28 protein-coding genes and 1 tRNA gene are annotated in these 26,450 nt (G+C 67.3%); 22 read left to right on the forward strand and 7 right to left on the reverse strand.

Annotation, left to right across the window (positions count from 1 at the left end):
- The first annotated feature begins 61 nt into the window (after positions 1-61).
- The 16 genes from AC1DNC_RS12015 (at position 62) to AC1DNC_RS12090 (ending at position 12,613) form a co-directional block, all read left to right on the forward strand.
- Positions 62-937, forward strand: a complete 876-nt coding sequence (locus tag AC1DNC_RS12015; protein WP_476862768.1) for a VOC family protein — start codon at positions 62-64, stop codon at positions 935-937.
- Positions 938-1,042: 105 nt separating this feature from the next.
- A complete protein-coding gene (locus AC1DNC_RS12020; RefSeq protein ID WP_476862769.1) occupies positions 1,043-1,480 on the forward strand; it encodes a hypothetical protein in 438 nt (145 codons plus the stop codon).
- Positions 1,481-1,699: 219 nt separating this feature from the next.
- Positions 1,700-2,122 (forward strand): 30S ribosomal protein S16, encoded by a 423-nt coding sequence (gene rpsP / locus AC1DNC_RS12025; protein WP_476862770.1) that lies wholly within the window; start codon positions 1,700-1,702, stop codon positions 2,120-2,122.
- A gap of 1 nt (position 2,123) precedes the next feature.
- Positions 2,124-2,366, forward strand: a complete 243-nt coding sequence (locus tag AC1DNC_RS12030; RefSeq protein WP_056426755.1) for an RNA-binding protein — start codon at positions 2,124-2,126, stop codon at positions 2,364-2,366.
- Positions 2,367-2,492: 126 nt separating this feature from the next.
- The gene (rimM, locus tag AC1DNC_RS12035) at positions 2,493-3,077 is read left to right on the forward strand and encodes a ribosome maturation factor RimM (protein ID WP_476862771.1); all 585 of its coding nucleotides are present in this window, start codon (positions 2,493-2,495) and stop codon (positions 3,075-3,077) included.
- Position 3,078: 1 nt separating this feature from the next.
- The gene (gene trmD / locus AC1DNC_RS12040) at positions 3,079-3,882 is read left to right on the forward strand and encodes a tRNA (guanosine(37)-N1)-methyltransferase TrmD (RefSeq protein ID WP_476862772.1); all 804 of its coding nucleotides are present in this window, start codon (positions 3,079-3,081) and stop codon (positions 3,880-3,882) included.
- Between the two features lie 261 nt (positions 3,883-4,143).
- Positions 4,144-4,503, forward strand: coding sequence for a 50S ribosomal protein L19 (gene rplS / locus AC1DNC_RS12045; protein WP_056738299.1), 360 nt, complete (start codon positions 4,144-4,146; stop codon positions 4,501-4,503).
- Between the two features lie 105 nt (positions 4,504-4,608).
- Entirely contained in the window at positions 4,609-5,286 is a 678-nt protein-coding gene (gene lepB, locus AC1DNC_RS12050; protein ID WP_476862773.1) for a signal peptidase I, read from the forward strand.
- A gap of 54 nt (positions 5,287-5,340) precedes the next feature.
- The gene (gene lepB, locus AC1DNC_RS12055; RefSeq protein WP_476862774.1) at positions 5,341-6,249 is read left to right on the forward strand and encodes a signal peptidase I; all 909 of its coding nucleotides are present in this window, start codon (positions 5,341-5,343) and stop codon (positions 6,247-6,249) included.
- 11 nt (positions 6,250-6,260) lie between these two features.
- A complete protein-coding gene (locus AC1DNC_RS12060; protein ID WP_476862775.1) occupies positions 6,261-6,932 on the forward strand; it encodes a ribonuclease HII in 672 nt (223 codons plus the stop codon).
- A gap of 110 nt (positions 6,933-7,042) precedes the next feature.
- On the forward strand, positions 7,043-7,369 hold the full coding sequence (locus AC1DNC_RS12065; protein WP_056426737.1) for a DUF2469 domain-containing protein: 327 nt from the start codon (positions 7,043-7,045) through the stop codon (positions 7,367-7,369).
- Between the two features lie 91 nt (positions 7,370-7,460).
- Positions 7,461-7,817: a YraN family protein gene (locus AC1DNC_RS12070; protein WP_476862776.1), complete on the forward strand. Its 357-nt coding sequence runs from the start codon at positions 7,461-7,463 to the stop codon at positions 7,815-7,817.
- Positions 7,818-9,362: a YifB family Mg chelatase-like AAA ATPase gene (locus AC1DNC_RS12075; RefSeq protein WP_476862777.1), complete on the forward strand. Its 1,545-nt coding sequence runs from the start codon at positions 7,818-7,820 to the stop codon at positions 9,360-9,362.
- A gap of 65 nt (positions 9,363-9,427) precedes the next feature.
- Positions 9,428-10,615 (forward strand): DNA-processing protein DprA, encoded by a 1,188-nt coding sequence (dprA, locus tag AC1DNC_RS12080; RefSeq protein ID WP_476862778.1) that lies wholly within the window; start codon positions 9,428-9,430, stop codon positions 10,613-10,615.
- A gap of 168 nt (positions 10,616-10,783) precedes the next feature.
- On the forward strand, positions 10,784-11,710 hold the full coding sequence (locus tag AC1DNC_RS12085) for a tyrosine recombinase XerC (protein WP_476862779.1): 927 nt from the start codon (positions 10,784-10,786) through the stop codon (positions 11,708-11,710).
- Positions 11,711-12,109: 399 nt separating this feature from the next.
- Positions 12,110-12,613, forward strand: coding sequence for a DUF3145 domain-containing protein (locus AC1DNC_RS12090; RefSeq protein WP_136322385.1), 504 nt, complete (start codon positions 12,110-12,112; stop codon positions 12,611-12,613).
- A gap of 155 nt (positions 12,614-12,768) precedes the next feature.
- Here the strand turns inward: AC1DNC_RS12090 and fabF are convergent, their stop codons facing one another.
- The 6 genes from fabF to aceE form a co-directional block, all read right to left on the reverse strand.
- Positions 12,769-14,004 carry a beta-ketoacyl-ACP synthase II gene (gene fabF, locus AC1DNC_RS12095; RefSeq protein WP_476862780.1) on the reverse strand — a complete coding sequence of 412 codons (1,236 nt, stop codon included), beginning with the start codon at positions 14,002-14,004 and terminating at the stop codon, positions 12,769-12,771.
- Positions 14,005-14,243: 239 nt separating this feature from the next.
- Complete coding sequence (locus tag AC1DNC_RS12100) at positions 14,244-14,489, reverse strand: acyl carrier protein (protein ID WP_175320862.1); 246 nt, start codon at positions 14,487-14,489, stop codon at positions 14,244-14,246.
- Between the two features lie 144 nt (positions 14,490-14,633).
- Positions 14,634-15,695 (reverse strand): beta-ketoacyl-ACP synthase III, encoded by a 1,062-nt coding sequence (locus AC1DNC_RS12105; RefSeq protein WP_476862781.1) that lies wholly within the window; start codon positions 15,693-15,695, stop codon positions 14,634-14,636.
- Positions 15,692-16,621 carry an ACP S-malonyltransferase gene (locus AC1DNC_RS12110; RefSeq protein ID WP_476862782.1) on the reverse strand — a complete coding sequence of 310 codons (930 nt, stop codon included), beginning with the start codon at positions 16,619-16,621 and terminating at the stop codon, positions 15,692-15,694. Before AC1DNC_RS12110 ends, AC1DNC_RS12105 begins: the two co-directional genes overlap by 4 nt.
- 88 nt (positions 16,622-16,709) lie before the next feature.
- Positions 16,710-17,954 carry a PucR family transcriptional regulator gene (locus AC1DNC_RS12115; RefSeq protein ID WP_476862783.1) on the reverse strand — a complete coding sequence of 415 codons (1,245 nt, stop codon included), beginning with the start codon at positions 17,952-17,954 and terminating at the stop codon, positions 16,710-16,712.
- 141 nt (positions 17,955-18,095) lie between these two features.
- A complete protein-coding gene (aceE, locus tag AC1DNC_RS12120; RefSeq protein WP_476862784.1) occupies positions 18,096-20,876 on the reverse strand; it encodes a pyruvate dehydrogenase (acetyl-transferring), homodimeric type in 2,781 nt (926 codons plus the stop codon).
- A gap of 420 nt (positions 20,877-21,296) precedes the next feature.
- Between aceE and AC1DNC_RS12125 the strand changes: the two genes are divergently transcribed.
- The 5 genes from AC1DNC_RS12125 to AC1DNC_RS12145 all read left to right on the forward strand — a co-directional run bounded on the left by AC1DNC_RS12125 (position 21,297) and on the right by AC1DNC_RS12145 (position 23,735).
- On the forward strand, positions 21,297-21,716 hold the full coding sequence (locus AC1DNC_RS12125; RefSeq protein WP_476862785.1) for a DUF3052 domain-containing protein: 420 nt from the start codon (positions 21,297-21,299) through the stop codon (positions 21,714-21,716).
- Positions 21,713-22,213: a peroxiredoxin gene (locus tag AC1DNC_RS12130; protein ID WP_476862786.1), complete on the forward strand. Its 501-nt coding sequence runs from the start codon at positions 21,713-21,715 to the stop codon at positions 22,211-22,213. The genes AC1DNC_RS12125 and AC1DNC_RS12130 overlap by 4 nt, the downstream gene beginning before the upstream one ends.
- Before the next feature lie 44 nt (positions 22,214-22,257).
- A complete protein-coding gene (locus AC1DNC_RS12135; protein WP_476862787.1) occupies positions 22,258-23,151 on the forward strand; it encodes an NAD-dependent protein deacetylase in 894 nt (297 codons plus the stop codon).
- A 99-nt stretch (positions 23,152-23,250) separates the two neighbouring features.
- Positions 23,251-23,326 (forward strand) — tRNA-Val (locus tag AC1DNC_RS12140).
- 118 nt (positions 23,327-23,444) lie between these two features.
- Positions 23,445-23,735: a hypothetical protein gene (locus tag AC1DNC_RS12145; protein ID WP_476862788.1), complete on the forward strand. Its 291-nt coding sequence runs from the start codon at positions 23,445-23,447 to the stop codon at positions 23,733-23,735.
- Between the two features lie 280 nt (positions 23,736-24,015).
- Here AC1DNC_RS12145 and AC1DNC_RS12150 read toward each other — a convergent pair whose 3' ends face one another.
- A complete protein-coding gene (locus tag AC1DNC_RS12150) occupies positions 24,016-24,744 on the reverse strand; it encodes a FadR/GntR family transcriptional regulator (protein ID WP_476862789.1) in 729 nt (242 codons plus the stop codon).
- A 227-nt stretch (positions 24,745-24,971) separates the two neighbouring features.
- On the opposite strand from AC1DNC_RS12150, the gene gndA reads away from it, so the two are divergent.
- Entirely contained in the window at positions 24,972-26,408 is a 1,437-nt protein-coding gene (gndA, locus tag AC1DNC_RS12155) for an NADP-dependent phosphogluconate dehydrogenase (protein ID WP_476862790.1), read from the forward strand.
- Positions 26,409-26,450: the final 42 nt, after the last annotated feature.

The raw sequence follows: 26,450 nt of genomic DNA on the forward strand, positions 1-26,450 counted from the left end.
GTAATTTAACCCTATGACGGTTACCGAAGGTCGGTAGCCGCAGAACTACGGGAGCGATTCAATGACCGCAGCAGCCAGCACCCAGGATCTTCTTCCTGCCGAACTCACCATGGGTACCGTGATGCTCAAGGTCGGCGACATGAAGCTGATGACCGATTACTACCAGCGCGCCCTCGGCCTCGATGTCGTGGCCGAGCAGGACGGCGGACTCTACCTCGGACGCAAGCGCAAGCCCCTGGTCCACCTTGCTCCCGCCCCCGGACTGAACCTGCCCTCCCGCGGCGAAGCTGGCCTCTTCCACACCGCACTGTTGTTCGAAGACCAGCCCTCGCTGGCCGCCACCGTGGCCTCCGCCGCGCAGTACGAGCCGCAGTCCTTTACCGGCAGCGCCGACCACCTCGTCAGTGAGGCCTTCTACTTCAACGACCCGGAGGGCAACGGCATCGAGCTCTACTGGGACCGCCCGCGCGACGCCTGGTCCTGGGACGGCAAGAACGTCGTGATGGACAGCCTGGCCCTGCCGCCGCAGCGCTACCTGGAACAGCACCTGACCGAAGCCGCCCTGAGCGGACAGCGCGACACGGAGGCAGGGGTGGGGCACGTCCACCTGCAGGTCGGCGACGTACAGTCCGCACATGACTTCTACGTCGGCACCCTCGGCTTCGAGAAGACCGCCGGTTGGCACGGGCAGGCGCTCTTCGTCTCTGCCGGCGGCTACCACCACCACATGGCCATGAACGTCTGGAACAGCCGCGGCGCAGGCCCCCGCCGCGACACCCTGGGTCTCGGCGAGGTGCTGATCGAGGTACCGTCCGGCGACGACGTCGGCGCCCTCGCCGACCGGCTCAAGACCGCCGGTGTCCCGTCGCACCACACCGGGGCCGAGCTGCGCTTCGAGGACCCGTGGCGCAATAGCATCCGCGTCGCGGTCCGCTAAGCATCCAGGCATGCCCAGGCCGCCCCGGCCCGGGCCGGAGCGGCTAGGCTGAATGCGACGCCAAAACCGCGGCCAGCGCCGCCGACCCTCATGAGGAGCACTTCCTTGGGCTTTACTGAAATCTTCGTCGCCACCCATGATGCCGCCCTCAAGCGTGCTGCCGCCCTCGACGCCGGCGCCGCGGCCGCACCCGGTGCCGTCAGGATTGCTGACATCAGCGACTTCGAAGTCGAGCGGCTGGGCGACCTGGCCGGAACCGCCGTGCACGCCGCCGGCGCCGACTATGAACTGGCCATGGTCGACGTGGCCAGCGATTCGCTGCTCGGCGTGCCCGCGGCGATGGTCCGTGCCTTGGGCGAGCTGCTCAGCTACGAAACCGAGGGCGAGGGTGACGTCCTCGCGGACGTCGCCGCAGCCTGGGCCGCGGAGGAGGACATGCCCTTCGGTGCCGAGCAGGCCGCCCGCTGTGTACGCCAGCTTGCCGAGCTGGCCGCCGGCGTCGACCCCGCCACCAAGTCCGGACTCTACGTCTGGACCTCCTGACGCCTCCAGGCTGGCCCGCCCGAAAAGTGCCGGACACGCAGCCCACGGGTGTCAAGTCGAAATCCGAGCGGTGATCTGGCACAATGAACAGGTACTCGATCTGCGTGGCCCCTCTCTCCGCGTCCGGATCCTGTCCTTTAGAACCCCCTAGTACGGCCCGCCCCACGGGTGCAGAACGCCGGGCTCGACCCCGTTTCAGAAACAGGAGTGACCACAAAAGTGGCCGTAAAGATTCGCCTTAAGCGCTTCGGCAAGATGCGCGCACCGTACTACCGTATCGTCGTCATGGACGCACGCTCCAAGCGTGACGGCCGTGCCATCGAAGAGATCGGCAAGTACCACCCGACCGAAGAGCCCTCGTACATCGAGGTCAACTCGGACCGTGCCCAGTACTGGCTCGGCGTCGGCGCACAGCCGTCCGAGCAGGTTGCCGCGATCCTGAAGATCACCGGTGACTGGCAGAAGTTCAAGGGTCTCCCGGGCCAGGAGGGCACCTTGAAGACCAAGGCTCCCAAGGAAGCCTTCGTCACCCCGGAAAAGGGTTCCGTGATCATCCCGGAAGCCATCACCAAGAAGGCCAAGAAGGACGAAGCAGCCGAGGCTCCCGCCGACGCCGAAGCAGAGACCACCGAGGCTGAGTAAATTGCTGGCAGAAGCGCTCGAACACCTGGTCCGCGGGATTGTTGACAGTCCCGAGGACGTCAAGGTCAGTGCGAAGAACAACCGCCGCGGGGACACCCTCGAGGTGCGCGTTCATCAGGACGATCTCGGACGGGTGATCGGACGCCAGGGCCGCACCGCACGCGCTTTGCGCACTGTGGTGGCGGCGCTGGCCGACGGCGAGCCGGTCAGGGTCGACGTCGTCGACACCGACCGCCGCCGGTAGCGCGACCAGCAGTACTTGTCTTTAGTCCGGCCCCTTCACCAGCTTATGGTGGAGGGGCCGGACTGTTTTGCGCAGTAAACGCACCAACAAATCCCAGACTTTACGAGAATCCGAACAGAGGAACAGATGCAGCTTCAGGTGGCACGAATCGGCAAGCCCCACGGCATCCGCGGCGAAGTGACCGTCCAGGTGCTCACGGACGCGCCGGGTGACCGCTTCGTTCCCGGCACCCGGTTCGTGGTCGAGCCCGCCTCCGCCGGTCCGCTGACCGTGGAGAGCGCGCGCTGGAACAAGGACATCCTGCTGCTGGCGTTCGAGGAGGTGGAGACCCGCAACGACGCGGAAGCGCTCCGTGGCGCCAAGCTCTACATCGAGACCGAGGAGTTGGACGAGGACGACGACGAGGGCTGGTACGAGCACGAGCTCATGGGCCTGGACGTCCGCGTCGGCGAGACGGTGGTGGGCAAGGTCTCCGGGCTGCACACCATGCCGGTCCAGGACCTGCTCGTGGTGACGGACAAGGACGGCAAGGAAATCCTGATCCCGTTCGTGGAGCAGATTGTGCCCGAGGTAAACGTCGCGGAGAAGTATGTCCTCGTCACCCCGCCGGCCGGCCTCTTCGAGGTCAACACCGCAACCGGCGAGACCCCCGACGACGGCGACGGCGAGGGAAGCGGTGACGCCGAAAACGGCAACGGGGACAACGCCTAAGATGCGGATCGACGTCGTCAGTATCTTCCCCGAGTACCTGGCACCGCTGGAACTGTCCCTGATCGGAAAGGCCCGGCAGGACGGGCTCCTGGAACTCAACGTCCATGACCTCCGGGACTTCACCACGGACCGGCACCGCACGGTGGACGACACCCCTTACGGTGGCGGCGCCGGGATGGTGATGAAGCCCGAACCGTGGGCCCAGGCGCTGACTGCCGTGGCCGAAGCGGGACCCGCGCGTTCCGCGGAAGCCAGCAAACCCGTGCTGATCGTCCCTTCACCGGCGGGGGAGCGCTTCAGCCAGGCCATTGCGCACGAGCTCGCGGAAGAGGACCAGCTGGTCTTTGCCTGCGGGCGTTATGAGGGCATTGACGAGCGCGTTCTGGAGTGGGCCTCGGAGCGCTTCACCGTCCGGCCCATGAGCCTCGGGGACTACGTGCTCAACGGCGGAGAGGTGGCCGTGCTGGCCATGGTCGAGGCCGTCGGGCGGCTGCTGCCCGGCGTCGTCGGAAATCCCGAATCGCTCGTGGAGGAATCCCACTCCGACGGACTGCTCGAGTACCCCGTGTACACCAAGCCCTCCAGCTGGCGGGACCGCGAGGTTCCGGCCGTGCTGCTCAGCGGCAACCACGGCAAGATCGCGCAGTGGCGGCGCCACGAACAGTACCGGCGTACCGCCGAGCGCCGGCCTGACCTGCTGGACGCGTTCGACGCCGGCACGCTGCCCCGCGCGGACCGCACCGCACTGGGGGAGCTGGGCTACGACGTCGTCGACGGCCGGCTCCGGCGACGCCCCGACGCCTGAGCCGCGCCGCTGCACCAGGCCGGTGCGCCCGGCCAATTCACCAAAACACGGCGGAATGTGGCAAAATTAGTCCTTGTGCCCGCTGGGTGCGAACCTGCCACAGGGGGAGCGACACCAACAGCGCGGCACCCCGGCCCTGCCAATTCCTGGCGGAGCCGGAACGACAAAACTTTCGGCGGAAATTTCCGGTGCGCACAGCATCCGGGCTTGGCCGCCGTGACCCAACGTGAATGACCTGTGGCGTTCACCAGGAGTGGATCAATGCATATCCTCGATTCCGTAGATGCAGCCTCGCTGCGCAACGATGTTCCCGAGTTCCGCGCAGGTGACACCATCAAGGTGCACGTGAACATCATCGAAGGCAAGAACTCCCGCGTCCAGGTCTTCCAGGGCTTCGTCCTGGGCCGCCAGGGCGACGGCGTCCGCGAAACTTTCACCGTCCGCAAGGTCTCCTTCGGCGTCGGCGTGGAGCGTACCTTCCCGGTACACTCCCCGATCATCGACAAGATCGAGCTCGTCTCCAAGGGTGACGTGCGCCGCGCCAAGCTTTACTACATGCGTGCACTGCGCGGTAAGGCTGCGAAGATCAAGGAAAAGCGCGACTTCCAGACCGCCAAGTAAAGTCCTCCGGACTTTCCAAAGCGGATCCACGGAGGGCTCCGGCGTTTGCCGGAACGCTCCGCCACTGCGCCGTTCAACTAAGAAAAGCGTAAGAGGACACGGATCATGGAACAGACAAAACGCCGGCCCAGGAAACTGGGCTGGCGTTTTGCGCTTCTGGGCCTGGTGCTCGCCGTGGCCATCAGCGGCCTGGTCCGCTCCCTGTGGCTTGATGTCTACTACATCCCCTCCGCGTCGATGGAGCCGCTGCTCCGCGACGGGGACAGGATTCTGGTTTCCCGCACCGACTTCGCGTTCGAGCAGGTGCGCCGCGGTGATGTGGTGGTGTTCGACGGCCGCGGCTCCTTCGCCCCGCTGAACAGCGGCAAGGGGCCAGCGGCCGACTTCCTCGCCGGCGCGGGCCACTGGCTGGGCCTGACCGGCAGCGACACGACCTACGTCAAGCGTGTCATCGGGCTTCCCGGCGACCGCGTCGTGTGCTGCGGCGCGGACGGCCGGCTCACAGTCAACGGCCAGCAAGTTGAGGAACGCTATCTATATGAGGGCGATGCCCCGAGCAAGCTGAAGTTCGACGTGATTGTCCCGGAAGGCCGGCTTTGGCTGATGGGGGACCACCGTTCAAAATCGGCCGATTCGCGCAGCCTGCTCGGCGCGCCGGGGGGCGGAATGGTCCCGCTGGAGCGCGTGATCGGCCGTCCGGTACAGATCATCTGGCCGATTGATAGATTTGCAGCAATACCGCGGCCCACCGAGGCCGGCACGACGATGAAGAACGGACAGTAGATGCCCGAGACCGGACCCCGGACTCCTGATCCGCGGGGGCACGACGAGCCCCGAGTGACCTCCTCGCCCATCCCGGGCACCGATCACCCGACGACGCAGCTACCAGCCACGCCGCGTCCCGAGCACGCGCCGGAACCCCCGCCGGCTGATCCTGTGTACGCCGGCGAGCCTGATCCGGTGCACCCCGGGCGAGCTCAGCCGGAGCGAGCTGCCGGCACCCCGCTGGCGGGCCCCTCGCACGCCGGGCCGTCGTCGACGCGTGCCCGGAAGGCGAAGGCCCGTGAAGGCCGGAACCCCATGCTGATGTGGCTCAAGGAGATCGCCACGGTGGTGGTGATAGCCGTCGTGCTGTCCTTCCTGATCAAGACTTTCCTGTTCCGTGCCTTCTACATCCCGTCCGAGTCCATGATGAACACCCTGGACGTCAACGACCGGATCTTCGTCAACCTGCTGGTGCCGGAACCGATGGCCCTGCAGCGCGGGGACGTCGTCGTGTTCCGGGACACCAAGGGCTGGCTGGTGCCGACCGCGGCGAAGCCTGCCGGGCCGCTCACCGGAGTCCAGGACGCGCTGACGTTCGTCGGCCTGCTCCCGGACAACTCCGAGCAGCACCTGGTCAAGCGTGTGATCGGCCTGCCCGGGGACCATGTCGTGTGCTGCGACGGGAGCGGCCGGCTCACGGTCAACGGGGCGCCGCTGGACGAGAAGTACGTCAACAAAACCGAGGTTCCGCAGGTTCGCGACTTCGACGTCGTGGTCCCGGCCGGGAAGGTCTGGGTCATGGGCGACAACCGAAACCACTCCGCCGACTCCCGCGCCCACATGGAGACCAATGGAGGCTTCATCGATCTGGCCGACGTCGAAGGCAAAGCCGTCGTGATCGCATGGCCGCTGAACCGGATCACCTCGCTGGACAACTATCCGGACGTCTTCCGCGGCGTCCCGGCACCGTCAGGGAAGTAAGGACGGCAGCAGTGTCCGAAGCACCAACCCTCGACTATGAGCGCCGGTTCCGTGCCTCGGGTGCCCGGCTGCTCGCCGGCATCGACGAGGTCGGCCGCGGCGCCCTGGCCGGGCCCGTCAGCGTCGGGATCGCCGTCGTGGACCTGCACAAGCAGAAGCTGCTCGCCGATGTGCGGGACAGCAAGCTGCTCAAGGTCGCTGACCGGGAACGGCTGGAACCGCTGGTGCGCAGCTGGAGCGTCGCCTCAGCCGTGGGACACGCCAGCGCGGCGGAGATCGACGCGCTCGGAATCATCGGCGCGCTGCGGCTCGCCGGCAACCGGGCCTGGTTCGCGGTGCTGGCCGCCGGCGTGACGCCGGACGTGGTGTTGCTGGACGGTAGCCACAACTGGCTTTCACCCGTGGCGCAGGCCTCGCTGTTCGACGAGGGCCCCGAGGAGCCGGGCTGCGACGCGCCGGTCCACACGCTGGTCAAGGCGGACATGCAGTGCCTGTCCGTGGCCGCGGCGTCCGTGCTGGCCAAGGTCGAACGGGACCGCCAAATGGCTGCCCTGCACACCGAGTACCCGGCGTTCGGCTGGGACGAGAACAAGGGCTACGGCACCGCCGCGCACAAGGATGCACTCCGCGCGGCCGGCCCCACGCCGTACCACCGGGTCAGCTGGCAACTGCTCGGCGACTGAGCGCGTTTCCGGCGGGGCCTGCGACTGTGCCGGGCGGGCGACTGTGCCGTGGTGGGCCGTGGGCCGGGCCCGTGGCGCGCGTCCGGCGCCCGATGGTGCAAGATGGAACCATGAGTGCCGAGGACCTTGAAAACTATGAAACCGACATGGAGCTGCAGCTCTACCGCGAATACCGCGACGTTGTCGGGCTGTTCAGCTATGTGGTCGAGACCGAGCGGCGTTTCTACCTGGCCAACCACGTGGACCTGCAGGCGCGCAGCGCCGACGGCGAGGTCTATTTCGACCTGACGCTGCAGGACGCCTGGGTGTGGGACGTGTACCGATCCGCCCGGTTCGTCAAGAGCGTCCGCGTCATCACCTTCAAGGATGTCAATGTGGAGGAGCTCCCGCGCAGCGAGGAACTGGCCCTGCCGAAGGTGGAGGGGCTGGGGAACTAACTCCTGCCCTCAACCGGCCCCGCGGCCGACGTTGTCCACATAGCCCGGTAAGCCTCTGTGGCACGGTTCGTGCACGTCCCACGCTGGAGGCATGAGAGCTAAGGACATGCTGGGCCGGAGCGGTGAGGAGCTCGCCGCCGGCTTCATCGAAGCCCAGGGCATGCGGATTGTTGACCGCAACTGGCGTTGCCCCGAGGGCGAGATCGATATTGTGGCGCTCGACGGCGACGCTCTCGTCATCGCCGAGGTCAAGACCCGCAAATCCCTCGCCTATGGGCACCCCTTCGAAGCCGTGGGCGCGGATAAGCTCGCCCGGCTGCACCGGCTGGCCTCCGCGTGGTGCCGGGACCATGAGCTGCGGATGCCGCTGCGCCGCGTGGACGTAATCGCCGTGCTCGACGACGGCACCGGCACCCCGGCCATCGAACACCTCAAAGGAGTGGGGTAGATGGCGCTGGGACGGACCTACTCGGTGGCACTCGTCGGGCTGAACGGCTACATCGTCGAGGTTGAGGCCGACATCGGACAAACCCTGCCCGCCTTCGTGATCCTGGGCCTGCCCGACGCCTCGCTCAATGAGGCGAAGGAACGGATCCGCTCAGCCGCTCAGAACTCGGGAATCCCGCTCAGCCGCAGGAAGATCACGGCGAACCTGATCCCCGCGTCGTTGCCGAAGCGCGGATCCGGATTCGACCTGTCCATCGCTATGTCGGTGCTGCTGGCCGCGAACGACGTGCGCTCCACCGGGCGGCATGTCTTCATCGCCGAACTGGGCCTGGACGGACGGCTACGTCCGGTGCGCGGTATTTTGCCCGCCGTGATGGCCGCCGTTCAGGCCGGGTATCCGGACGTGGTGGTGGCGCAGGCCAACGCTGCCGAGGCCGGGTTGGTGCCAGGGGCGAGGGTTCGCGGCTACCGGACCCTGGCCAGGCTGGCGTTCGACTTCGGTGCCGACCCGCAGGACCTGGCGCTGGATTTTGAGCCGGATGATGAAGAGCCCGACGACGGCGGCACGGCTGCGGCCGCGATGGCACCGGACATGTGCGACGTCTCCGGCCAGGGCGAGGGCCGCCGGGCCCTGGAAGTGGCCGCTGCCGGGGCCCACCATGTGCTGCTGACGGGGCCGCCCGGGGCCGGCAAGACCATGCTGGCCGAGCGCCTTCCCGGGCTGCTGCCCGACCTCGGCGACCGGGAAGCCATGGAGGTGACGGCCATCCATTCCCTCAGTTCGCTCACCTCGGCCTCCGTAACCTTGCTGCGGCGGCCGCCCTACGAGAACCCGCATCACACGGCCACGGCCGCCGCCATCATCGGGGGAGGTTCGGGGCTGCCGCGGCCCGGCGCGGCCTCCAGGGCGCACCGCGGCGTCTTGTTCCTGGACGAAGCCCCTGAATATGAGCGCCGCGTCCTCGACGCGCTCCGGCAGCCGCTGGAAAGCGGCGAGCTGGTCATCCACCGCTCGGCAGGCACCGCGGCCTATCCGGCCCGGTTCCAACTGGTCCTGGCGGCCAACCCCTGCCCCTGCGGCAAGGCCTCGGGCAAGGGCGTGGATTGCACCTGCACGCCGATGATGCGGCGACGCTACCTCGCCCGGATGTCCGGGCCGCTGCTCGACAGGGTCGACATCCAGCTGGAAGTCGAACGCGTTGCCCTCGCAGACTTTGGCCAGCCCCGCGCAGAGGAAGCAACTGCCGACATCGCGGCGCGGGTGCGCGCCGCCCGGGAACGGCAGCTGGACCGGCTCCGGCCACTCGGACTGGAAACCAACTCGCAGGTACCTGGCAGGGTGCTCCGCGGCCCGCTGCGGCTGGCGGGCCCTACAACACGCATCCTCGACCACGCGCTGGAACGCGGCGCGTTGACGGCCCGCGGCTACGACCGTGTACTGCGTTTGTCCTGGACGCTGGCGGACCTCTCCGGCCGCGACGGTCCCGACGCGGATGACATCGGCCAGGCCCTCAACCTTCGGCAAGCAACATCGGCCGCCGCGTGACAGCACAGGCCCAGCCGACCCGTCCGCCCGAGAACGGCACCACAGCATATGGAGGGAACCGAAGCATGACAGAGAAGGAAAGGACTGCCAGGGCGGCGCTGTCAAGGCTCCTGGAACCCCAGGACGCCGCCGGCCTGGCACTCGTCCGGGTAGCAGGTCCGGAGGACGCCCTGCGGATCGCTACCGGGGAGCTGTCGGCCGGCCCGGACACGGAGCAGGAACTGTCCCGGGTGCTGGAGGAGAACGGCGCCGGCGGCGGCTGGACCGGCCTGAGCATGGCGCTGAAGCGTTGGGCGCCGCGCGTACCGGACCTGGCCCCGGCACGCGACCTGGCGACCATGCAGCGCCTCGGCGGCCGGCTGCTCATCCCGACGGACCCACTGTGGCCCGGCCAGCTCGCGGACCTGGGGCTGCAGGAGCCGTTATGCCTCTGGTGGCGCGGCGTGGAACAGGAGTTGCCGCCGGCCGGCAAAGCCATCGCACTGGTGGGTTCCCGGGACAGCACTGCCTACGGCTCAGCGGTGACGGGAGACCTCGCCTACGGACTCGCCCAGCGGGGCTTTACCATCGTCTCCGGGGGCGCCTATGGCATCGACGCCCACGCCCATCGAGCCGCGCTGGCAGGATCCGCCGGGGCGCTGCCCACCATCGCCGTGATGGCCGGGGGAGTGGACCGCTTCTACCCTTCCGGCAACGAGGACCTGCTCCGGGCGGTAGCCAATCAGGGCGCCGTGCTGGCCGAGGTTCCGCCCGGTTCGGCGCCCACCAGATACCGCTTCCTGCAACGAAACCGGCTCATAGCGGCGTTGTCGTCCGTCACGGTGGTGGTCGAGGCCCGGTGGAGGTCCGGGGCCCTCAACACCGCGCACCATGCCGAGACCCTGGGCAGGGCGGTCGGGGCAGTTCCGGGCTCGGTGCACAGTGCCAACTCGGCCGGCTGCCACCGGCTGCTGCGCGAAGGCGGCGCAGTATGCGTCACGGACGCCGGCGAGATCGCGGAGCTTGCCTCGCCGAGCGGCGACTCGCTGACGGAGGCTAAGCCAAGCCGGGCGGAGGCCCACGACGGGCTGACCCTGGAGGACCTGATCCTGTTGGATGCACTTCCGCTGCGCGTTACGAGCACTGTCGAAAAGCTTTCCGTGGTTGCCGGGCTGAGTCCGGAATCGGTCAGGGCAGGCCTGGGGCGGCTCGGACTCCTGGGCCTCGCCGAATCCCAACGGGGCGGATGGAAACGATCCGCCACGGCGGGCTGACGCGGTGTACCGGCTGTGCTGCGCCCTGATAGTCCGGCCGCGATCGGCCGTGCCTGCCGCTGCAGCAGCGAGTCGCAGTCCGGGCAACGGTGATGCGGCAGCGCGTGTGTTGACGGCGCGCCGCTCGGCTGCACGGGTTGCGGCCCGGGTTGCTGGGAAAGTGGGAGGGTGTCAACACAGCAGATTCCCGCCGCGCTCGCTGAGGCCGCCCACGGCTTCGGCCGGTACCTGGAAGCGGAGCGGGGCCGGTCCGCCCACACGGTGCGCGCGTACCTCTCCGACGTCGGCAGCCTGCTGGCGCACGCGGCGTCCGAGGGCGCCGCGGAACTGGCCGACCTTGAACTGGGCACCCTACGGCGCTGGCTTGGTGCCCAGAGCGAGTCGGGCATGTCCCGCGCCACACTCGCCCGGCGTGCCGCCACCGCGCGGGCCTTTACCGCCTGGGCCGTGCGGGAGGAGCTCATCACGGTGGATCCGGCCCTACGGCTAAAGGCTCCGAAGCGTGAGAAGTCCCTTCCCGGTGTGCTGCAGCAGGGGCAGGTCCAGCGGCTCGTGGCAGGGGCAGAGTCCGCCGCTGCTGAGGGCGAGCCAATGGCCCTGCGCAACCGCGCCATGCTCGAACTGCTCTATGCCACGGGAGTCCGCGTCGGGGAGCTCGCCGGCCTGGACATCGACGACCTCGACCCGGATCGCCGGACCCTACGCGTACTGGGCAAAGGCAACAAGGAGCGGACCGTGCCGTACGGCCTGCCGGCCGCGCTCGCCGTCGACGATTGGCTTCGTCGCGGACGTCCGGCCCTGATGGCGGCCGACTCGGGCCCGGCGCTCTTCCTTGGCGCGCGCGGGAAACGGGTGGACCAGCGGCAGGTCCGCAGCGTCGTGAAGGGCCTGCTGGACGGGCTGGGGGACACCTCGGCCACGGGCCCGCACGCGCTCCGCCACTCGGCGGCAACGCACCTGCTCGACGGCGGGGCGGACTTGCGCGCGGTGCAGGAGATTCTGGGGCACAGCAGCCTGGCCACTACGCAGATCTACACCCACGTATCGGTCGACCGGCTGCGGCAAAGTTACCAACAGGCGCATCCGAGGGCCTGATCGGCCACGGTCCGCGCTGGCCACGGCACCGCCTTCCGCGCCGTGCCCTGCACTGTCCCGGATCCGCTCCGGGACGGCCTTCCACGGCGGTCCCGGAGCTCTAGCAAAACGAAAACGACTCGCCGGGAGCGACGCGCCGAATTGCACTGGCGTAATTAGGCGGGGTACGGCAGAATGAGATTCACGCCCGGCAACTTTCAAGTGGTGCTTGAAGCTCTGAAGCATCGTGTCACCACCTGAGGTCCGGACCTATTTTTTGCACAGATTTTTTGCACCAAATGGATTGTCAAAACTGAATAGTCTGGCAGGGGCAACCGCCCTGCACGCGGATTGACGCAGCAGGCAGGCATCCAGGCAGAGGTCGTTGGGGAAGACGTACCTATAGCTATGGAGGATGGAATGTCTGTTGCACTAACCCGCGGTGTCCTGTTCGTTCACTCGGCCCCGACCGCCCTGTGCCCCCACGTTGAGTGGGCCATTGGGTCTGTCGTGGACAAGCGGACGGACCTTGAGTGGACTGCCCAGCCTGCCGCGCCCGGAATGTTCCGGGCCGAGCTGTCGTGGACCGGAACACCGGGCACGGGGGCTCAATTGGCGTCTGCGCTCCGCGGCTGGGCGCACCTGCGCTACGAGGTCACGGAGGAGCCCAGCCAGGGCGTCGACGGCGGCCGCTGGTCGCACACCCCGGAACTCGGCATCTTCCACGCCGTCACGGACGTCCACGGCAACATCATGGTCTCCGAGGACCGCATCCGCTACGCCTACGAATCAGGCGCCGGCGACCCTTCCGCGGTCTACCACGAGCTCTCCCTAGCCCTCGGCGAGGCCTGGGACGAGGAACTCGAACCCTTCCGGCACGCCGCCGAAGGCGCCCCCGTCCGCTGGCTGCACCAGGTCGGCTAGGCCCGTCCCGTCCCGGACGCAACGCAACAAACTCCATAGCAACGCCAAATGACAGATGGCGGCAGTGTTCACGAGGAACACTGCCGCCATCTGTCATTTCGGCGTGCTGCGAGGGCCAGGATCCGGGCCCGGGCACGTGCCCGGGCCCGGACGGCCTAGACGCTGCGGACGGCGATGACGGCGTTATGGCCGCCGAAGCCGAAGGAGTTGCTCAGGGCCACGATGCTGCCGCCGGGCAGCGCACGCTCGGAGGTGACGACGTCGAGCGGGATCTCCGGATCCTGGTTTTCGAGGTTGATCGTCACGGGTGCCTTGCGGTCGTACACGGCCATGACGGTCAGCACGGCCTCCACGGCACCGGAGGCGCCCAGTAGGTGCCCCATCTGCGACTTGGTGGCAGAGACCGCCACATTGTCCACGTGGGTGCCGAGGGCGGCCCTGAGGGCGGTGTACTCGGGCTTGTCGCCGACCGGGGTGGAGGTGGCGTGCGCGTTGACGTGCACCACGTCCTCGGCCTGGATCCGGCCGTCGAACATTGCTGCCTTGAGGGCGCGGGTGGCGCCGAGGCCCTCCGGATCCGGTGCAGTGATGTGGTACGCGTCGGCGGTCACCGAGGTGCCGGCGAGTTCGGCGTAGATCCGGGCACCGCGGGCCAGGGCGTGCTCCTCGGCCTCGAGGACCAGTGCTCCGGCGCCTTCACCCATCACGAAGCCGTCGCGGTCGCGGTCGTAGGGGCGGGAGGCGTGCTCCGGATCGTCGTTGCGGCGGGAGAGCGCCTGCATCGAGGCGAACGCGGCGATCGGCATCGGGTGGATGGCGGCTTCGGCGCCGCCGCAGACGACGACGTCGGCCTTGCCGGAGCGGATCAGGTCCAGCCCCATGTGAACCGCTTCGGTGCCGGACGCGCAGGCCGAAACGGGGGTGTGGGCGCCGGCACGGGCGCCGAGGTCCAGGCTGACCGCCGCGGCGGGGCCGTTAGGCATCAGCATCGGCACGGTCATGGGCAGGACGCGGCGTGGGCCCTTTTCGCGCAGCGTGTCCCAAGCGTCCAGCAGGGTCCAGACGCCGCCGATGCCGGTAGCAAAAGCTACCGCGAGGCGGTCGTGGTCGATGTCGGCGATGCCGGCGTCGGCCCAGGCCTCGCGGGAGGCGACAACGGCGAACTGCGTTGACGGGTCCATGCGCTTGGCTTCGACCCGGCTCAGGACCTCGGAGGCGGGTGTGGAGGCGCGGGCGGCGAAGTGAACGGGCAGTTCGTATTTGGCCACCCAGTCGTCCTCAAGCGTGTGCGCGCCGGAGACGCCCTTCAGCGCGTTCTTCCACATCGTGGGGACATCGCCGCCGATGGGTGTGGTGGCACCCAGACCGGTAATGACTACTTTGCGTGCCATGGGATCACTCTCTGTCGGTGCGCCTGCCTTATCCGGAGCCTGTTGAAAGACGGCCGGGGCCTGCGTAGGGAAAACTCGGTGGTCATGCAAGAAACGGGGATAAACAAGATCCGGGGTCGGCTGCGGTGTTCCCGGTCCGGGACGTTATCGGACGTCCCGGACCGGGCCACAAAACCGGCCGAAGGGCCGAACCGGGTCACAGACCCGGTCTGCCGGCCGAAGCCGTGGCTCAGGCGGAATTAGGCCTGGGCGTTGGCGATGAAGCTGACGGCGTCGCCGACGGTCTTGAGGTTCTTGACCTCTTCGTCCGGGATGCGCACGCCGAACTTTTCCTCGGCGTTGACCACGATGGTCATCATGGAGATGGAGTCGATGTCCAGGTCCTCGGTGAAGGACTTGTCCAGCTCGACAGCCTCGGGGGCCAGGCCGGTCTCTTCGTTGACGATTTCAGCCAGTCCGGCCAGGATCTCTTCGTTGCTAGCCATTGATGGCTCCTTTTCTTGTTGTTGCCGTCGGCTTCCGGTGGTTGTTCCGGGAGCCGCTGGCGAAATGATTCAAACCGAGGGTTCGGCTTGCTTGGGAATCCGCGCTGTCGAAGAACGCTTCAGCTTGGGAAGTGCGGTGACCGCCTACGGAAGCACAATCACTTGGGCGCCGAAGACGAGTCCGGCTCCGAACCCGATCTGCAGGGCCAGTCCGCCGCTCAGTTCAGGGTTTTCCTGCAGCAAGCGGTGGGTGGCGAGGGGGATGGAGGCTGCCGAGGTGTTGCCTGCTTCGGCGATATCCCGGGCGACCTTGACGGTCTCCGGAAGCTTGAGCTTCTTGGCCATCTCATCGATGATCCGCATGTTGGCCTGGTGCGGGATGAACGCGGCGAGGTCCTCGGCGCGGACACCGGCGGCGTCAAGGGCCTGCTGGGCCACCTTGGCCATTTCCCAGACCGCCCAGCGGAAGACCGTCTGGCCGTCCTGCCGGAGCGTGGGCCACAGGGCAGCTTCGGTCACCGTGGCTTCGCCCTCGCTGAGGGCGGTCTCACGCTTGCCGGCGGCGGCGAAGTCGCGGATGTCCAGCATCGAGTGGGTCATGCCGATGGCGTCCCATTTGCTGCCGTCCGAACCCCACACCGAGGGGCCGATGCCGGGGGTGTCGGAGGGGCCAATGACGACGGCGCCGGCGCCGTCGCCGAGCAGGAATGAAATGGTGCGCTCGGTGTTGTCGATGACGTCGGAGAGCTTCTCCGCACCCACCACCAGCACGTACTTGGCCGCGCCGGAGCGGACCAGCGCGTCGGCCTGGGCGATGCCGTAGCAGTAGCCGGCACAGGCGGCGGAGATGTCGAACGCCGGTGCCGGGGTGGCGCCGAGGCGGTCTGCCAGGCTCGCCGCAGCCGAGGGCGTCGCATACGGGTGGGTCACGGTGGAGACGATCACGGCGCCGAGTTCGGAGGCCTCAACGCCGGCCTTCTGCAGGGCCTCGCGGGCAGCGCCCTCGGCCATGTCGATCACACTGACGTCAGCGGGAGCCCGGTGGCGGGTGATGATGCCGGTGCGCTGCCGGATCCACTCGTCCGAGGAATCGATCCACTGGCAGACATCCTCGTTGGTGACGATGACGCTGGGGCGGTAGGCGCCGACGCCCATCACACGGGTGTTCTCCTGCAGGGGAGCCTGCTTCAGAGTAGGAGCGCTCATTCCCCTCCCTCCAGTTCTGCGAATAGGGCCAAGGCGGCGGACAGGTCGTCCGGGGTCTTGACGGTGACGGTCTTCACGCCGGGCATGCCGCGCTTGGCCAGGCCGGCCAGCGTCCCGGCAGGGGCGAGTTCGATCACTCCGGTAACGCCGCGCTTCACGAGCGTCTCCATGCAGAGATCCCAGCGGACCGGGCGGGAGACCTGTGCGATCAGGCTGTCGACCGCGGCGCCGCCTTCGGTGACCTCGGCGCCGTCGAAGTTGGAGAGCAGCGGGACCTGCGGGTTGCGCGGGTGCAGGGACGGCCGGAGGGCCTGGAGCGCGGCGACCGCGGGGGCCATGTGCGAGGTGTGGAACGCGCCGGCGACCTTTAGCGGGATCACGCGGGCCTTGGCCGGCGGGTTGTCGGCGAGGGCCTTGAGCTGTTCCAGGGTGCCGGCGGCGACGGTCTGGCCGGCTCCGTTGACGTTGGCCGGGGTGAGGCCGCATGCCTCGATCGCGGCCAGCACTTCGGCGGGGTCTCCGCCCACGACGGCGCTCATGCCGGTGGGGGTGGCCGCGGCGGCCTTGGCCATGCCGTTGGCGCGTTCACGGACGAAGGTCATGGCTTCGGTTTCGGTCAGCACGCCGGCCAGGGCGGAGGCGGTGATCTCACCGACGGAGTGTCCGGCGAGGATTACCGGGAGTGTGCCCAGTTCGACGTCGAAGAGGGACTTTGCGGCCACCAGCCCGGCGGCGACGATCAGGGGCTGCGCGACGGCGGTGTCCTTGATGGTCTCCTCATCGGACGTGGTGCCGTGGGCGGTGAGGTCGATACCTGCTATTTCGCTAAGGGAGGCCAAATGGCCTGCGACGGGAGGCAGTTCCAGCCAGGGGGCCAGAAAACCAGGGGTCTGGGAGCCCTGTCCAGGGCAAACGATTGCAAGCACGTATCCAGCTTTCCAAATTGCCGCGTGATTCATCGGTACTTTCATGCACCAAGCTCACTGGGTCAGGTTGTAGGAAGTCTACAACGGGTCAGGTGTTGTTACGCGAGGGCTGGCGTTCCGTGGAGGGTCTGGGCGGGGCCGAAAGCCGGCCCACCACGAGCGCCGCCTGGAGCACGAAGGCCTCCCGGGGGATCAGCGGATCCCAGCCCGTGACGTCGCAAACCCGCTTGAGCCGGTAGCGCACGGTGTTGGCGTGGACGAAGAGCTCGCGGGCCGTCGCTTCGAGCGAATGGCCGAGTTCGAGGTAGGTGCCGAGGGTCTCCACGAGGCCGTTGGATGCCGCCACCAGGGGCCGGTAGATGTTCTTGACCAGGGAGCGCCTGGCCGCGTCGTCGCCGGAGATCACGCGCTCGGGCAGGAGGTCATCGGCCGCCACGGGACGCGGCGCGGAGGGCCACGCCCTGGCCGCTGTCAGGCCGGCAAAGGCGGACTGGGCCGAGCCGCTGGCTTCCAGCAACGAACCGGCCTCGGCGCCGTAGACCACCGGACCGGGCGCGAATAGTTCGCTGAGTTTCTGGCAGGCCGTCTCGCGGTCTTGCACGCCGCCCAGGATCAGGATGAGCCGGTCGCCCTGGATGCCGACGAGGGCGTCTTCGGCGAAGCGCCCGGCCGTGCGCCGGAGTTCGCTGACGTAGCTGGCGCTGGGTTCCGAGGGGGAATTCCCCACCATCACGGTGAACCGTTCCTGGGCTTTCCAGCCCAGGGCGGCGATCCGGGAGCGCAGCGCATCGGTGTTTTCGCCGCGCAGGATCGCGTCGACAATCAGCGCCTCCAGCCGGGTGTCCCAGGAGCCGCGGGTCTCGGCGGCCCGGGCATAGACATCCGCGGCGGCAAACGCGACCTCGCGGGAGTAGCGGAGCACGGCTTCGCGCAAGCCGGCCTGGTCCGCTTCGGGCGCGATGATCGGCACCTGGTCCTCGACAACCTCCACGACGATCCGGATCAGCTGCAGTGCCTTTTGCAGGCTGATCGAGCGCGTGAGTTCGGTGGGGGCGGTGCCGAAGACGTCGGAGAGGATCCAGGACGGCGAGCTGGGCCGTTCGAACCAGGTCACGAAGGCGGCGATGCCGTTCTGCGCGACCATGCCCAGGGCGGAGCGCTCATCGGAGTTCAGCCTGCTGTACCAGGGCAGGGATTTTTCCAGCTGGCGCAGGGTCGTGGTGGACAGCTGGCCCACGCTGGCGCGGAGCTTTTTCAGCGTCTCGGCCTTCTCCGGGGTGAGCGCCCGCACGGACGGTTTGCGTTTTGCGGGAGTGGTGGTGGGCTCTGCCATGCATCGAGCATACGGTGCCCGCCGTTCAAGCTCCATTTGTGCAAAGGCTACAAGTTGCTTTGGGCTTCATCACAGCCTTAAACGCACGACGGCGGCCCCAGCCGGGACCGCCGTCGTACTGTTTTCTGCGCTGGCACGCGGCTAGGAGTCGCCGCCCGCGTTGCCGGTGGTGCCGGCGTTGACGTTGAGCAGGCGGTACTTCTCGATTGCCTGGGCCGGGGCCTGGGCATCGACCTCGCCGCGGCGGGCCAGCATCTGCAGGGAACGGACCACGATCGAGTGGATGTCGTTCTTGAAGAAGCGGCGCGCGGCGGCGCGGGTGTCCGAGAAGCCGAAGCCGTCAGCGCCGAGCGAGGCGAACTCGTTCGGGATGAACTGGCGGATCTGGTCCGGAACGGCCTTCATGTAGTCCGAGACGGCCACGATCGGTCCGGTGGCGCCGGCGAGCTGTTCGGTGACGAACGGGACGCGGGCAGGCTGGCCGGGGTTGAGGAAGGCCTCTTCCTCGGCAGCCATGGCGTCACGGCGAAGTTCGGTCCACGACGTCACGGACCAAACATCGGCCGAGACACCCCAGTCCTCGGCGAGGACACGCTGGGCTTCGAGGGCCCAGGGGACGGAGACGCCGGAGGCCAGGATCTGCGTGCGGGGGCCGTCGATCTTGGCTGGCGCCAGCAGGTAGATGCCCTTGATGATGCCTTCGACGTCGAGCTCGGCCGGTGCCGGGGGCTGGACGATCGGCTCGTTGTAGACCGTGATGTAGTACATCAGGTTCCGGGACGGGTCGTTGTCCGCGGGGCCGGGACCGTACATCCGGTTCAGGCCGTCACGCATGATGACGCCGATTTCGTAACCGTAGGCCGGGTCGTAGGTGACGACGGCCGGGTTGGTCGAGGCCAGGATCGGGGAGTGGCCGTCAGCGTGCTGCAGGCCCTCGCCGGTCAGCGTGGTCCGGCCCGCGGTGGCACCGATGATGAACCCGCGGGTCATCTGGTCCGCGGCCGCCCAGAAGGAGTCGCCGGTGCGCTGGAAACCGAACATGGAGTAGAACACGTAGATCGGGATCAGCGGTTCGCCGTGCGTGGCGTAGGAGGTGCCCGCCGCGGTGAAAGCTGCGACCGAACCGGCCTCATTGATGCCGGCGTGCACGATCTGGCCGGCAATGGATTCCTTGTAGGCCAGGACCAGGTCGCGGTCCACGGACAGGTAATTCTGGCCGTTCGGGTTGTAGATTTTCGCCGTCGGGAAGAACGCATCCATGCCGAATGTGCGTGCCTCATCGGGGATGATCGGCACAATCCGGGTGCCGAAGTCCTTGTCCCGCATCAGGTCCTTGAGCAGGCGGACGAACGCCATGGTGGTGGCGGCCTGCTGCTTGCCGGAACCGCGGTTGGCGACCTCGTAAGCCTTGTCGCCCGGCAGGGTGACGTCGGTGTGCTTGGAACGGCGTTCGGGGACGAACCCGCCGAGGGCACGGCGGCGCTCCATCAGGTACTGGATCTCCGGGGCGTCGGCGCCGGGGTGGTAGTACGGCGGCTGGTACGGGTCGGCCTCGAGCTGCTCGTCCGTGACCGGGATGCGCAGGTGGTCGCGGAAGGCCTTCAGGTCCGCCAGCGTCAGCTTCTTCATCTGGTGGGTCGCGTTGCGGCCCTCGAAGTGGGTGCCCAGGCCGTAACCCTTGACCGTGTGGGCCAGGATGACCGTCGGCTTGCCCTTGAACTCGGTGGCGGCCTTGTACGCGGCGTAGACCTTGTTGTAGTCGTGGCCGCCGCGCTTGAGGTTCCAGATCTCCTGGTCCGTCATGTCCGCGACCATGTCCTTGGTCTGCGGGGTCTTGCCGAAGAAGTGCTCGCGGACAAATCCGCCGGATTCAGCCTTGTAGGTCTGGTAGTCGCCGTCGACCGTCTCATTCATGATCTTCACGAGCGAGCCGTCTTCGTCCTTGGCGAGCAGGTTGTCCCACTCGCGGCCCCAGACGACCTTGATGACGTTCCAGCCGGCGCCGCGGAAGAATGCTTCGAGCTCCTGCATGATCTTGCCGTTGCCGCGGACCGGGCCGTCGAGACGCTGCAGGTTGCAGTTGATGACGAAGTTAAGGTTGTCCAGCTTGTCGTTCGCGGCGAGCTGCAGCAGGCCACGCGATTCCGGCTCGTCCATTTCGCCGTCGCCCAGGAACGCCCAGACCTGCTGGTCCGAGGTGTCCTTGATGCCGCGGTTGTGCAGGTAGCGGTTCGACTGCGCCTGGTAAATGGCGTTCATCGGGCCGATGCCCATCGACACCGTGGGGAACTCCCAGAACTCCGGCATGAGGCGCGGGTGCGGGTAGCTGGAGAGGGCGTGGCCTTCCTTGGACTTCTCCTGGCGGAAGCCGTCCAGGTCCTCCTCGGTCAGCCGGCCTTCCATGAAGGCGCGGGCGTACATGCCGGGGGAGGCGTGGCCCTGGAAGAAGACCTGGTCGCCGCCGCCGGGGTGGTCCTTGCCGCGGAAGAAGTGGTTGAAGCCGACTTCGTAGAGGGTCGCGGCGCCGGCGTAGGTGGAGATGTGTCCGCCCACGCCGATGTCCGGGCGCTGGGAGCGGTGCACCATGACGGCCGCGTTCCAGCGCAGCCAGGCGCGGTACTTGCGTTCGATCTCTTCGTCACCGGGGAACGGTGCTTCCTGGTCCACCGGGATGGTGTTGACGTAGTCCGTGGTGGTCACCATCGGCACGCCCACGCTCTGCGCGCCGGCCCGCTGGAGCAGGCTCCGCATGATGTATTGGGCACGTTCGGTGCCCTGTTCCTGAATCAGGGTGTCCAGGGACTCCAGCCATTCGGCGGTCTCTTCCGGATCACGATCAGGCAGCTGGTTAGTCAACCCGCTGAGGATATGGGAGGTATCTTCTCCTGCAGCCACGTCCAACCTCTCTTTGAGCGCATTCATCGGCACCCTCAGCTCCGGCAGGGTGACTGCCTGGCGTGAACGCGACGTGTGCGACATATCGGTAACAGCAGCCCGGTCCTGTATGCCGGGCTAGGTCCAATCACAACCATGCCTGCCTGTGTCAGCGGTCGGTTGGCCGCGCAGGCATAGTCGTCATCAGCCACTCTAGCCGTGTGCGTCCGCGGATGCGTAGCCACCGCATGGGGCCGCCACCGTATTTCACGGGCATACTGGTTGTGTGACGCGTGCCCCCTCCGGGGCCCCCGGAACGGCCGGTGTGACGCAGAATATGGCGGATCGCGGCGTCAGCAGCTTGAAGCAAAGGCGCAAAGGGTGTTGGCTTGTAGTAATGGAAATCACTAGCACCATTGGGTCCACCAAGCAGTACACCAAGACGTACAAACAGCATAGGAGCAACACGTGAGCGAGGCCGACGCCGCCACTTCGGTAAATGTGGCGGAAAAATTGGGTTTCAAAAATGGAGATCTGATTCAAGAATTCGGTTATGACGACGACGTCGACTTCGACTTGCGCGACGACATCGAGGATCTCACCGGCTCGGAGCTCTTCGATGAGGACGACCACGAGGTCGTCGACGCCGTGATTCTCTGGTGGCGGTCCGACGACGGAGACCTCGTTGACACCCTCGTCGGCTCGCGCACCACCCTGACCGAGGGCGGCGTGGTCTGGGTGCTCACCCCGAAGAACGGGCGCGTGGGCTACGTTTCACCGGCGGATATCCAGGATGCCGCCCCCACCGCGGGCCTGCACTACACCACGTCCGCGGGCGTTTCCAAGGACTGGAGCGCCACCCGCCTGGTCACCCGGAAGAACAAGTGACCCAATCCGGCGCAGCTGCGGCTCTGGCTACTGCCGTGCCGGCCGTAGGACAGCCCGCTCCCGACTTCGAACTTCTGAACCAGTTCGGCGAACCCATCCGCCTCTCGGGACTGCGCGGACGCAATGTGGTCCTCGTGTTCTTCCCCTTTGCGTTCTCGGGCATTTGTACGGGCGAACTTTGCGAAATCCGGGACAACCTTGCGCTCTTTGAAGACGCCGACGCCGCCGTGCTGGGTGTGTCGGTGGACAGCAAGTTCGCGCAGCGCGCCTACGCGGAAAAGGAAGGCTACACCTTCGACCTGCTTGCTGACTTCTGGCCGCACGGGGCCGTTGCCGAGCAATACGGTGTCTTCGACCCGGACAGCGGCATGGCCAAGCGCGGCACCTTCATCATCGACGCGGACGGAATTGTCCGCTACGTCGTGGTGAACCCCCGTGGGCAGGCCCGGGACTTCGCCGGCTACCGCGCCGCCCTGGCCGGGCTCGCCGGGAACTGACGGCGGGGACGGGCGCAGTGAGGCAGCGGCGGCCAGGTGTCGGCATGACCGGCTTCGCCAGCCTGCCGCCGGCGGTGACCGCCGAACCGGAGCGGAGCGAACTCGAAGTCCTGCGCGAAATCCACGGCCTCCTCGCGGGGGAGCGCTTCGCTTTGCTCACCGGCGCCGGACTCAGCACCGATTCGGGCATCCCGGACTACCGGGGCCCGGGTGCTGCTCCGCGGGCACCGATGACGTACCAGGAATTCATCGGCGAACCCGAAAACCGGCAGCGGTATTGGGCGCGGAACCACATCGGTTGGTCGCATCTGCGCCGCGCCGATCCCAACGACGGCCACACGGCCGCCGCCCGCCTGGAACACCGCGGGCTCCTCACCGGCCTGATCACGCAGAACGTGGACCGGCTGCACGAGGACGCGGGCAGCGTCAACGTGGTGGACCTGCACGGCCGCTTCGACCAGGTGGTGTGCCTGGCCTGCCAGCGCCGCTACAGCCGCTCACTGCTGGCCGGTGTGCTGGAGGAACTCAACCCGGACTTCCTGACCGACGCACTCGCCGCCGGTGTAGTGGAAATGGCGCCCGACGCCGACGCCACGGTGGAGGATTCGGAGCTGATCGCCGGATTCACGGTCGCGAACTGCCCGGCCTGCGGGGGAACCCTGAAGCCCGACTTCGTCTACTTTGGCGAGAATGTTCCCAAGGACCGGGTGGAGCGCGCTTACGCCATGGTGGATGACGCAGCCGCCCTGCTGGTGGCCGGATCCTCCCTGACCGTGATGAGCGGCCTGCGCTTCGTCCGGCACGCCGCCAAGCAGGACAAACCCGTGGTGATCATCAACCGGGGCCAAACCCGCGGCGATGATCTTGCCACCATCAAGCTGGAGGCAGGAGTCAGCGAATCCCTGACCTGGCTGGCCGCAGAACTTCCCGGTCTCTAGGGCAAGCCCGGGGCTGGCTGCCGATTGGCGTTTCCGACGCCGTTTCCGGTAGAGTCATTGTTCGTTGGTTGACGCACTGAAGTGCGGAAACGACACCTTGGGTCTTTAGCTCAGCTGGTAGAGCGCCACGTTTACACCGTGGATGTCATCGGTTCGATCCCGGTAGGACCCACCAAGGAAAAACCCCGTCGCGGCAGGCCAGTTGGCCGGCCAAGGCGGGGTTTTTTACTGCCATCTTGGCCCTGGTTACTGTGGCCGCGAAAATGTCGGCGCCCGCCCGTACTGTCACGGGCATGGAACATGTGATCGTGAAGACGGGCCCGGCGGGGGAGCCCCTGGCAGTGGTCCGCGGTGGCCGTGAATGGGTGGTCGGGGCGGAGCCGGTGCGGTGGTTTGAGCGCGTTAGCTGGTGGGAAGCCGAGCGCCGGATGCCGAAGGGCCTAAGCCGGGTCGACGTCGAGGTGTGGCAGATCCAGGCCACGCTGGGCCGGAACAGGGGATCGGCGCTGACCACGATGGAAATCGTCCGGGACGGGCTCGGCGGAGGCTGGCGGCTCCGGGATGCGGTGGCGGACGCCGCCTGAACGGCTGTCGCGTGAGGGAGTTCCTGCGGAAATTGAAGACCCTGCCGGAACTGGAAAACCTGTAGGCAATGCAAAAGCCTCCGGGCAATGGAAAAGCCTACTGGCAATGGAAAAGCCTTCCACCGCGACTATTGGGGGATGCCGCGGTGGAAGGCTTGTTAGAAATATACCGTGAATGCGTCCAAATGTGAAACGCCTAGCGGTTGAATTTCGCCATCGTCGGGATGACCCCGGGCCGCGCTGGGCGCCGCTCGGAGCCTCACCTTGGCTGGAGGCTTGCCTAGCGGGGCTGGAGCGGGACGAACACGCGGGGCTGGTCCTTCCAGCTGGGTTCCATGTCGGCGATGGTCTCGCGCATGATCTTGTTGGAGGCCTCGCGGGCGGCCGCGCCGTTGCCGTCCGCAATAGCTTCCGCCACATCCACGTGCCACTGCAGCGCGGAGGTCCGCGGATGGTCGGGCATCAGGCCGTGGACGGTGCGGCCGGTCAGCGTCTCGGCCACCTGGCCCACCATGTTGGCGAACATTTCATTGCCCGAGCCGCTCAGCAGCAGGGAGTGGAACTTGATGTCCAGTTCCAGGAACCGCGGCACGTCGCCGGCCACGCCCGCCTCCCGCATGGCGTGAGAGACCTCCACCAGCTCGCTGCGGAGGTCGTCCGGGGCGTTTCCGGCCGCGAGTTCGGCCGCCATCGGCTCCACGGCGGTGCGCAACTCAGCCAGGGAGCGCAGCTGGGCGCCGCGGCCCTCGCCGGCAAGGCGCCAGCGGATCACAAGCGGATCGAAAGGGTTCCAGCGGCTGGCGGGTAGCACCCGGATCCCGACGCGTTTGATGGTCTCGACCAGCCCCAGCGACTGCAGCACCCGCACCGCTTCACGGACTACCGAGCGGGAGACTTTCAGCTCATCCTCAAGGTGTTCGGCCAGCATGACATGGCCGGAGGGAAGCTCACCGGAGACGATGCGGGCTCCCAGATGCTCAATGGCGCGGTGATGCAGGCTGGTCGACATAGTCGTAAGCATAGTGGCGGACGTCGCAATCCCTGCGGCTACAGGCGCAGTGGCCGCGGAAAATCATAGACTGTTTGTGACGCGCCGTATTCCGCCACGTGGGCGCTGCTTTCGTGCAGTCCGCGGAAATACATATGGTTTATTGACAGCCACTGATCCCAAGAAGCGTGTTCCGCAGCATATGTGGAACGAACTGCACTCGATGCACAGAATGAATTGGAGTTTTGATGTCAGCACACATCGGTGTCACCGGCCTTGCGGTGATGGGGGCCAACCTGGCCCGGAACCTGGCCCGTAACGGCTTCACCGTTGCCCTGCACAACCGATCCGTGGAGAAAACCGACGCGCTCCTCGAGAAGCACGGCCAGGACGGCGATTTCGTCCGGACGGAAACGCTGCAGGAACTCGTTGACTCGCTGGAGAAGCCGCGCCGCGTACTGATCATGGTGAAGGCCGGAAAGCCGGTGGACTCCGTGATCGAGCAGCTGGAGCCGTTGCTGGAGGCCGGCGACATCATCATCGACGCCGGCAACTCGCACTATGAGGACACCCGCCGCCGCGAGGCCGCGCTCGCGAAGAAGGACCTGCACTTTGTCGGCATCGGCGTCTCCGGCGGCGAGGAAGGCGCGCTCAACGGCCCCTCGATCATGCCGGGCGGCTCCAAGGAGTCTTACGAGGCGCTTGGTCCGCTGCTGGAAAAGATCGCCGCCCACGTCGACGGCCAGCCCTGCTGCGCCTGGATCGGCACCGACGGCGCCGGACACTTCGTCAAGATGGTGCACAACGGCATCGAATACGCCGATATGCAGGTCATCGGCGAGGCTTTCGACCTGCTGCGCTCCGGCGCGGGCATCGAGCCGGCCGAGCAGTCCAAGGTCTTCGCCGAGTGGAACAAGGGCGAGCTCGCCTCCTTCCTGATCGAGATCTCCGCCGAGGTCCTCGGCCACGTCGACGCCAAGACCGGCAAGCCGTTCGTCGACGTCGTCGTGGACGCCGCCGGGCAGAAGGGGACCGGCCGCTGGACGGTCATCTCCGCCCTCGAGCTCGGCTCCCCGGTCTCCGGCATCGCCGAATCGGTCTTCGCCCGCGCGCTGTCCTCGCAGGCGGAGCAGCGCAAGCTGGCCCAGGAGCTGCTCGCCGGCGGCGAGGCCGCCGTCGAGGTCCCCGAGACCTTCGTCGAGGATGTCCGGCAGGCGCTGTACGCCTCCAAGCTGGTCTCCTACGCGCAGGGCCTGGACATGCTGACCTCGGCCGCGGGCGAGTACGGCTGGGACCTCAAGCTGGACGAGATCGCCTCGCTGTGGCGTGGCGGCTGCATCATCCGTGCCGAGCTGCTCAAGGAAATCACCAAGGCCTACGCCGCGGAGGAGAAGCCGGCCAACCTGCTCTTCGCGCCGGCATTCACCAAGGCGATCGCCGAGGTCCTCCCGGCCTGGCGCCGCGTGGTGGCCACCGCCGTGCAGCTCGGCATCCCGGTGCCGGTGTTCTCCTCCTCGCTGGCCTACTACGACGGCCTGCGCCGCAAGCGTCTGCCGGCCGCCGTGATCCAGGGCCAGCGCGATCTGTTCGGTGCGCACACCTACGGCCGCATCGACACCGAGGGCACCTTCCACACCCTCTGGGGCGAGGACAAGTCCGAGATCGCGGCAGTGGACACGCACTAGCCGAGTCTGGTTAAGCCACAGCGGCCGGCGTCCCCCGATTCA

It is taken from the genome of Arthrobacter sp. 01N442, from assembly GCF_056399345.1.

Excerpts from the sequence above, each read along its gene's own strand:
- AC1DNC_RS12015 (WP_476862768.1), top strand. The coding sequence starts at position 62 with ATGACCGCAGCAGCCAGCACCCAGGATCTTCTTCCTGCCGAACTCACC.
- rimM (WP_476862771.1), top strand. The coding sequence starts at position 2,493 with ATGCAGCTTCAGGTGGCACGAATCGGCAAGCCCCACGGCATCCGCGGC.
- trmD (WP_476862772.1), top strand. The coding sequence starts at position 3,079 with ATGCGGATCGACGTCGTCAGTATCTTCCCCGAGTACCTGGCACCGCTG.
- rplS (WP_056738299.1), top strand. The coding sequence starts at position 4,144 with ATGCATATCCTCGATTCCGTAGATGCAGCCTCGCTGCGCAACGATGTT.
- lepB (WP_476862773.1), top strand. The coding sequence starts at position 4,609 with ATGGAACAGACAAAACGCCGGCCCAGGAAACTGGGCTGGCGTTTTGCG.
- AC1DNC_RS12065 (WP_056426737.1), top strand. The coding sequence starts at position 7,043 with ATGAGTGCCGAGGACCTTGAAAACTATGAAACCGACATGGAGCTGCAG.
- AC1DNC_RS12070 (WP_476862776.1), top strand. The coding sequence starts at position 7,461 with ATGAGAGCTAAGGACATGCTGGGCCGGAGCGGTGAGGAGCTCGCCGCC.
- AC1DNC_RS12075 (WP_476862777.1), top strand. The coding sequence starts at position 7,818 with ATGGCGCTGGGACGGACCTACTCGGTGGCACTCGTCGGGCTGAACGGC.
- dprA (WP_476862778.1), top strand. The coding sequence starts at position 9,428 with ATGACAGAGAAGGAAAGGACTGCCAGGGCGGCGCTGTCAAGGCTCCTG.
- AC1DNC_RS12090 (WP_136322385.1), top strand. The coding sequence starts at position 12,110 with ATGTCTGTTGCACTAACCCGCGGTGTCCTGTTCGTTCACTCGGCCCCG.
- fabF (WP_476862780.1), bottom strand. The coding sequence starts at position 14,004 with ATGGCACGCAAAGTAGTCATTACCGGTCTGGGTGCCACCACACCCATC.
- AC1DNC_RS12100 (WP_175320862.1), bottom strand. The coding sequence starts at position 14,489 with ATGGCTAGCAACGAAGAGATCCTGGCCGGACTGGCTGAAATCGTCAAC.
- AC1DNC_RS12105 (WP_476862781.1), bottom strand. The coding sequence starts at position 15,695 with ATGAGCGCTCCTACTCTGAAGCAGGCTCCCCTGCAGGAGAACACCCGT.
- AC1DNC_RS12115 (WP_476862783.1), bottom strand. The coding sequence starts at position 17,954 with ATGGCAGAGCCCACCACCACTCCCGCAAAACGCAAACCGTCCGTGCGG.
- aceE (WP_476862784.1), bottom strand. The coding sequence starts at position 20,876 with ATGAATGCGCTCAAAGAGAGGTTGGACGTGGCTGCAGGAGAAGATACC.
- AC1DNC_RS12135 (WP_476862787.1), top strand. The coding sequence starts at position 22,258 with ATGACCGGCTTCGCCAGCCTGCCGCCGGCGGTGACCGCCGAACCGGAG.
- AC1DNC_RS12145 (WP_476862788.1), top strand. The coding sequence starts at position 23,445 with ATGGAACATGTGATCGTGAAGACGGGCCCGGCGGGGGAGCCCCTGGCA.
- AC1DNC_RS12150 (WP_476862789.1), bottom strand. The coding sequence starts at position 24,744 with ATGTCGACCAGCCTGCATCACCGCGCCATTGAGCATCTGGGAGCCCGC.
- gndA (WP_476862790.1), top strand. The coding sequence starts at position 24,972 with ATGTCAGCACACATCGGTGTCACCGGCCTTGCGGTGATGGGGGCCAAC.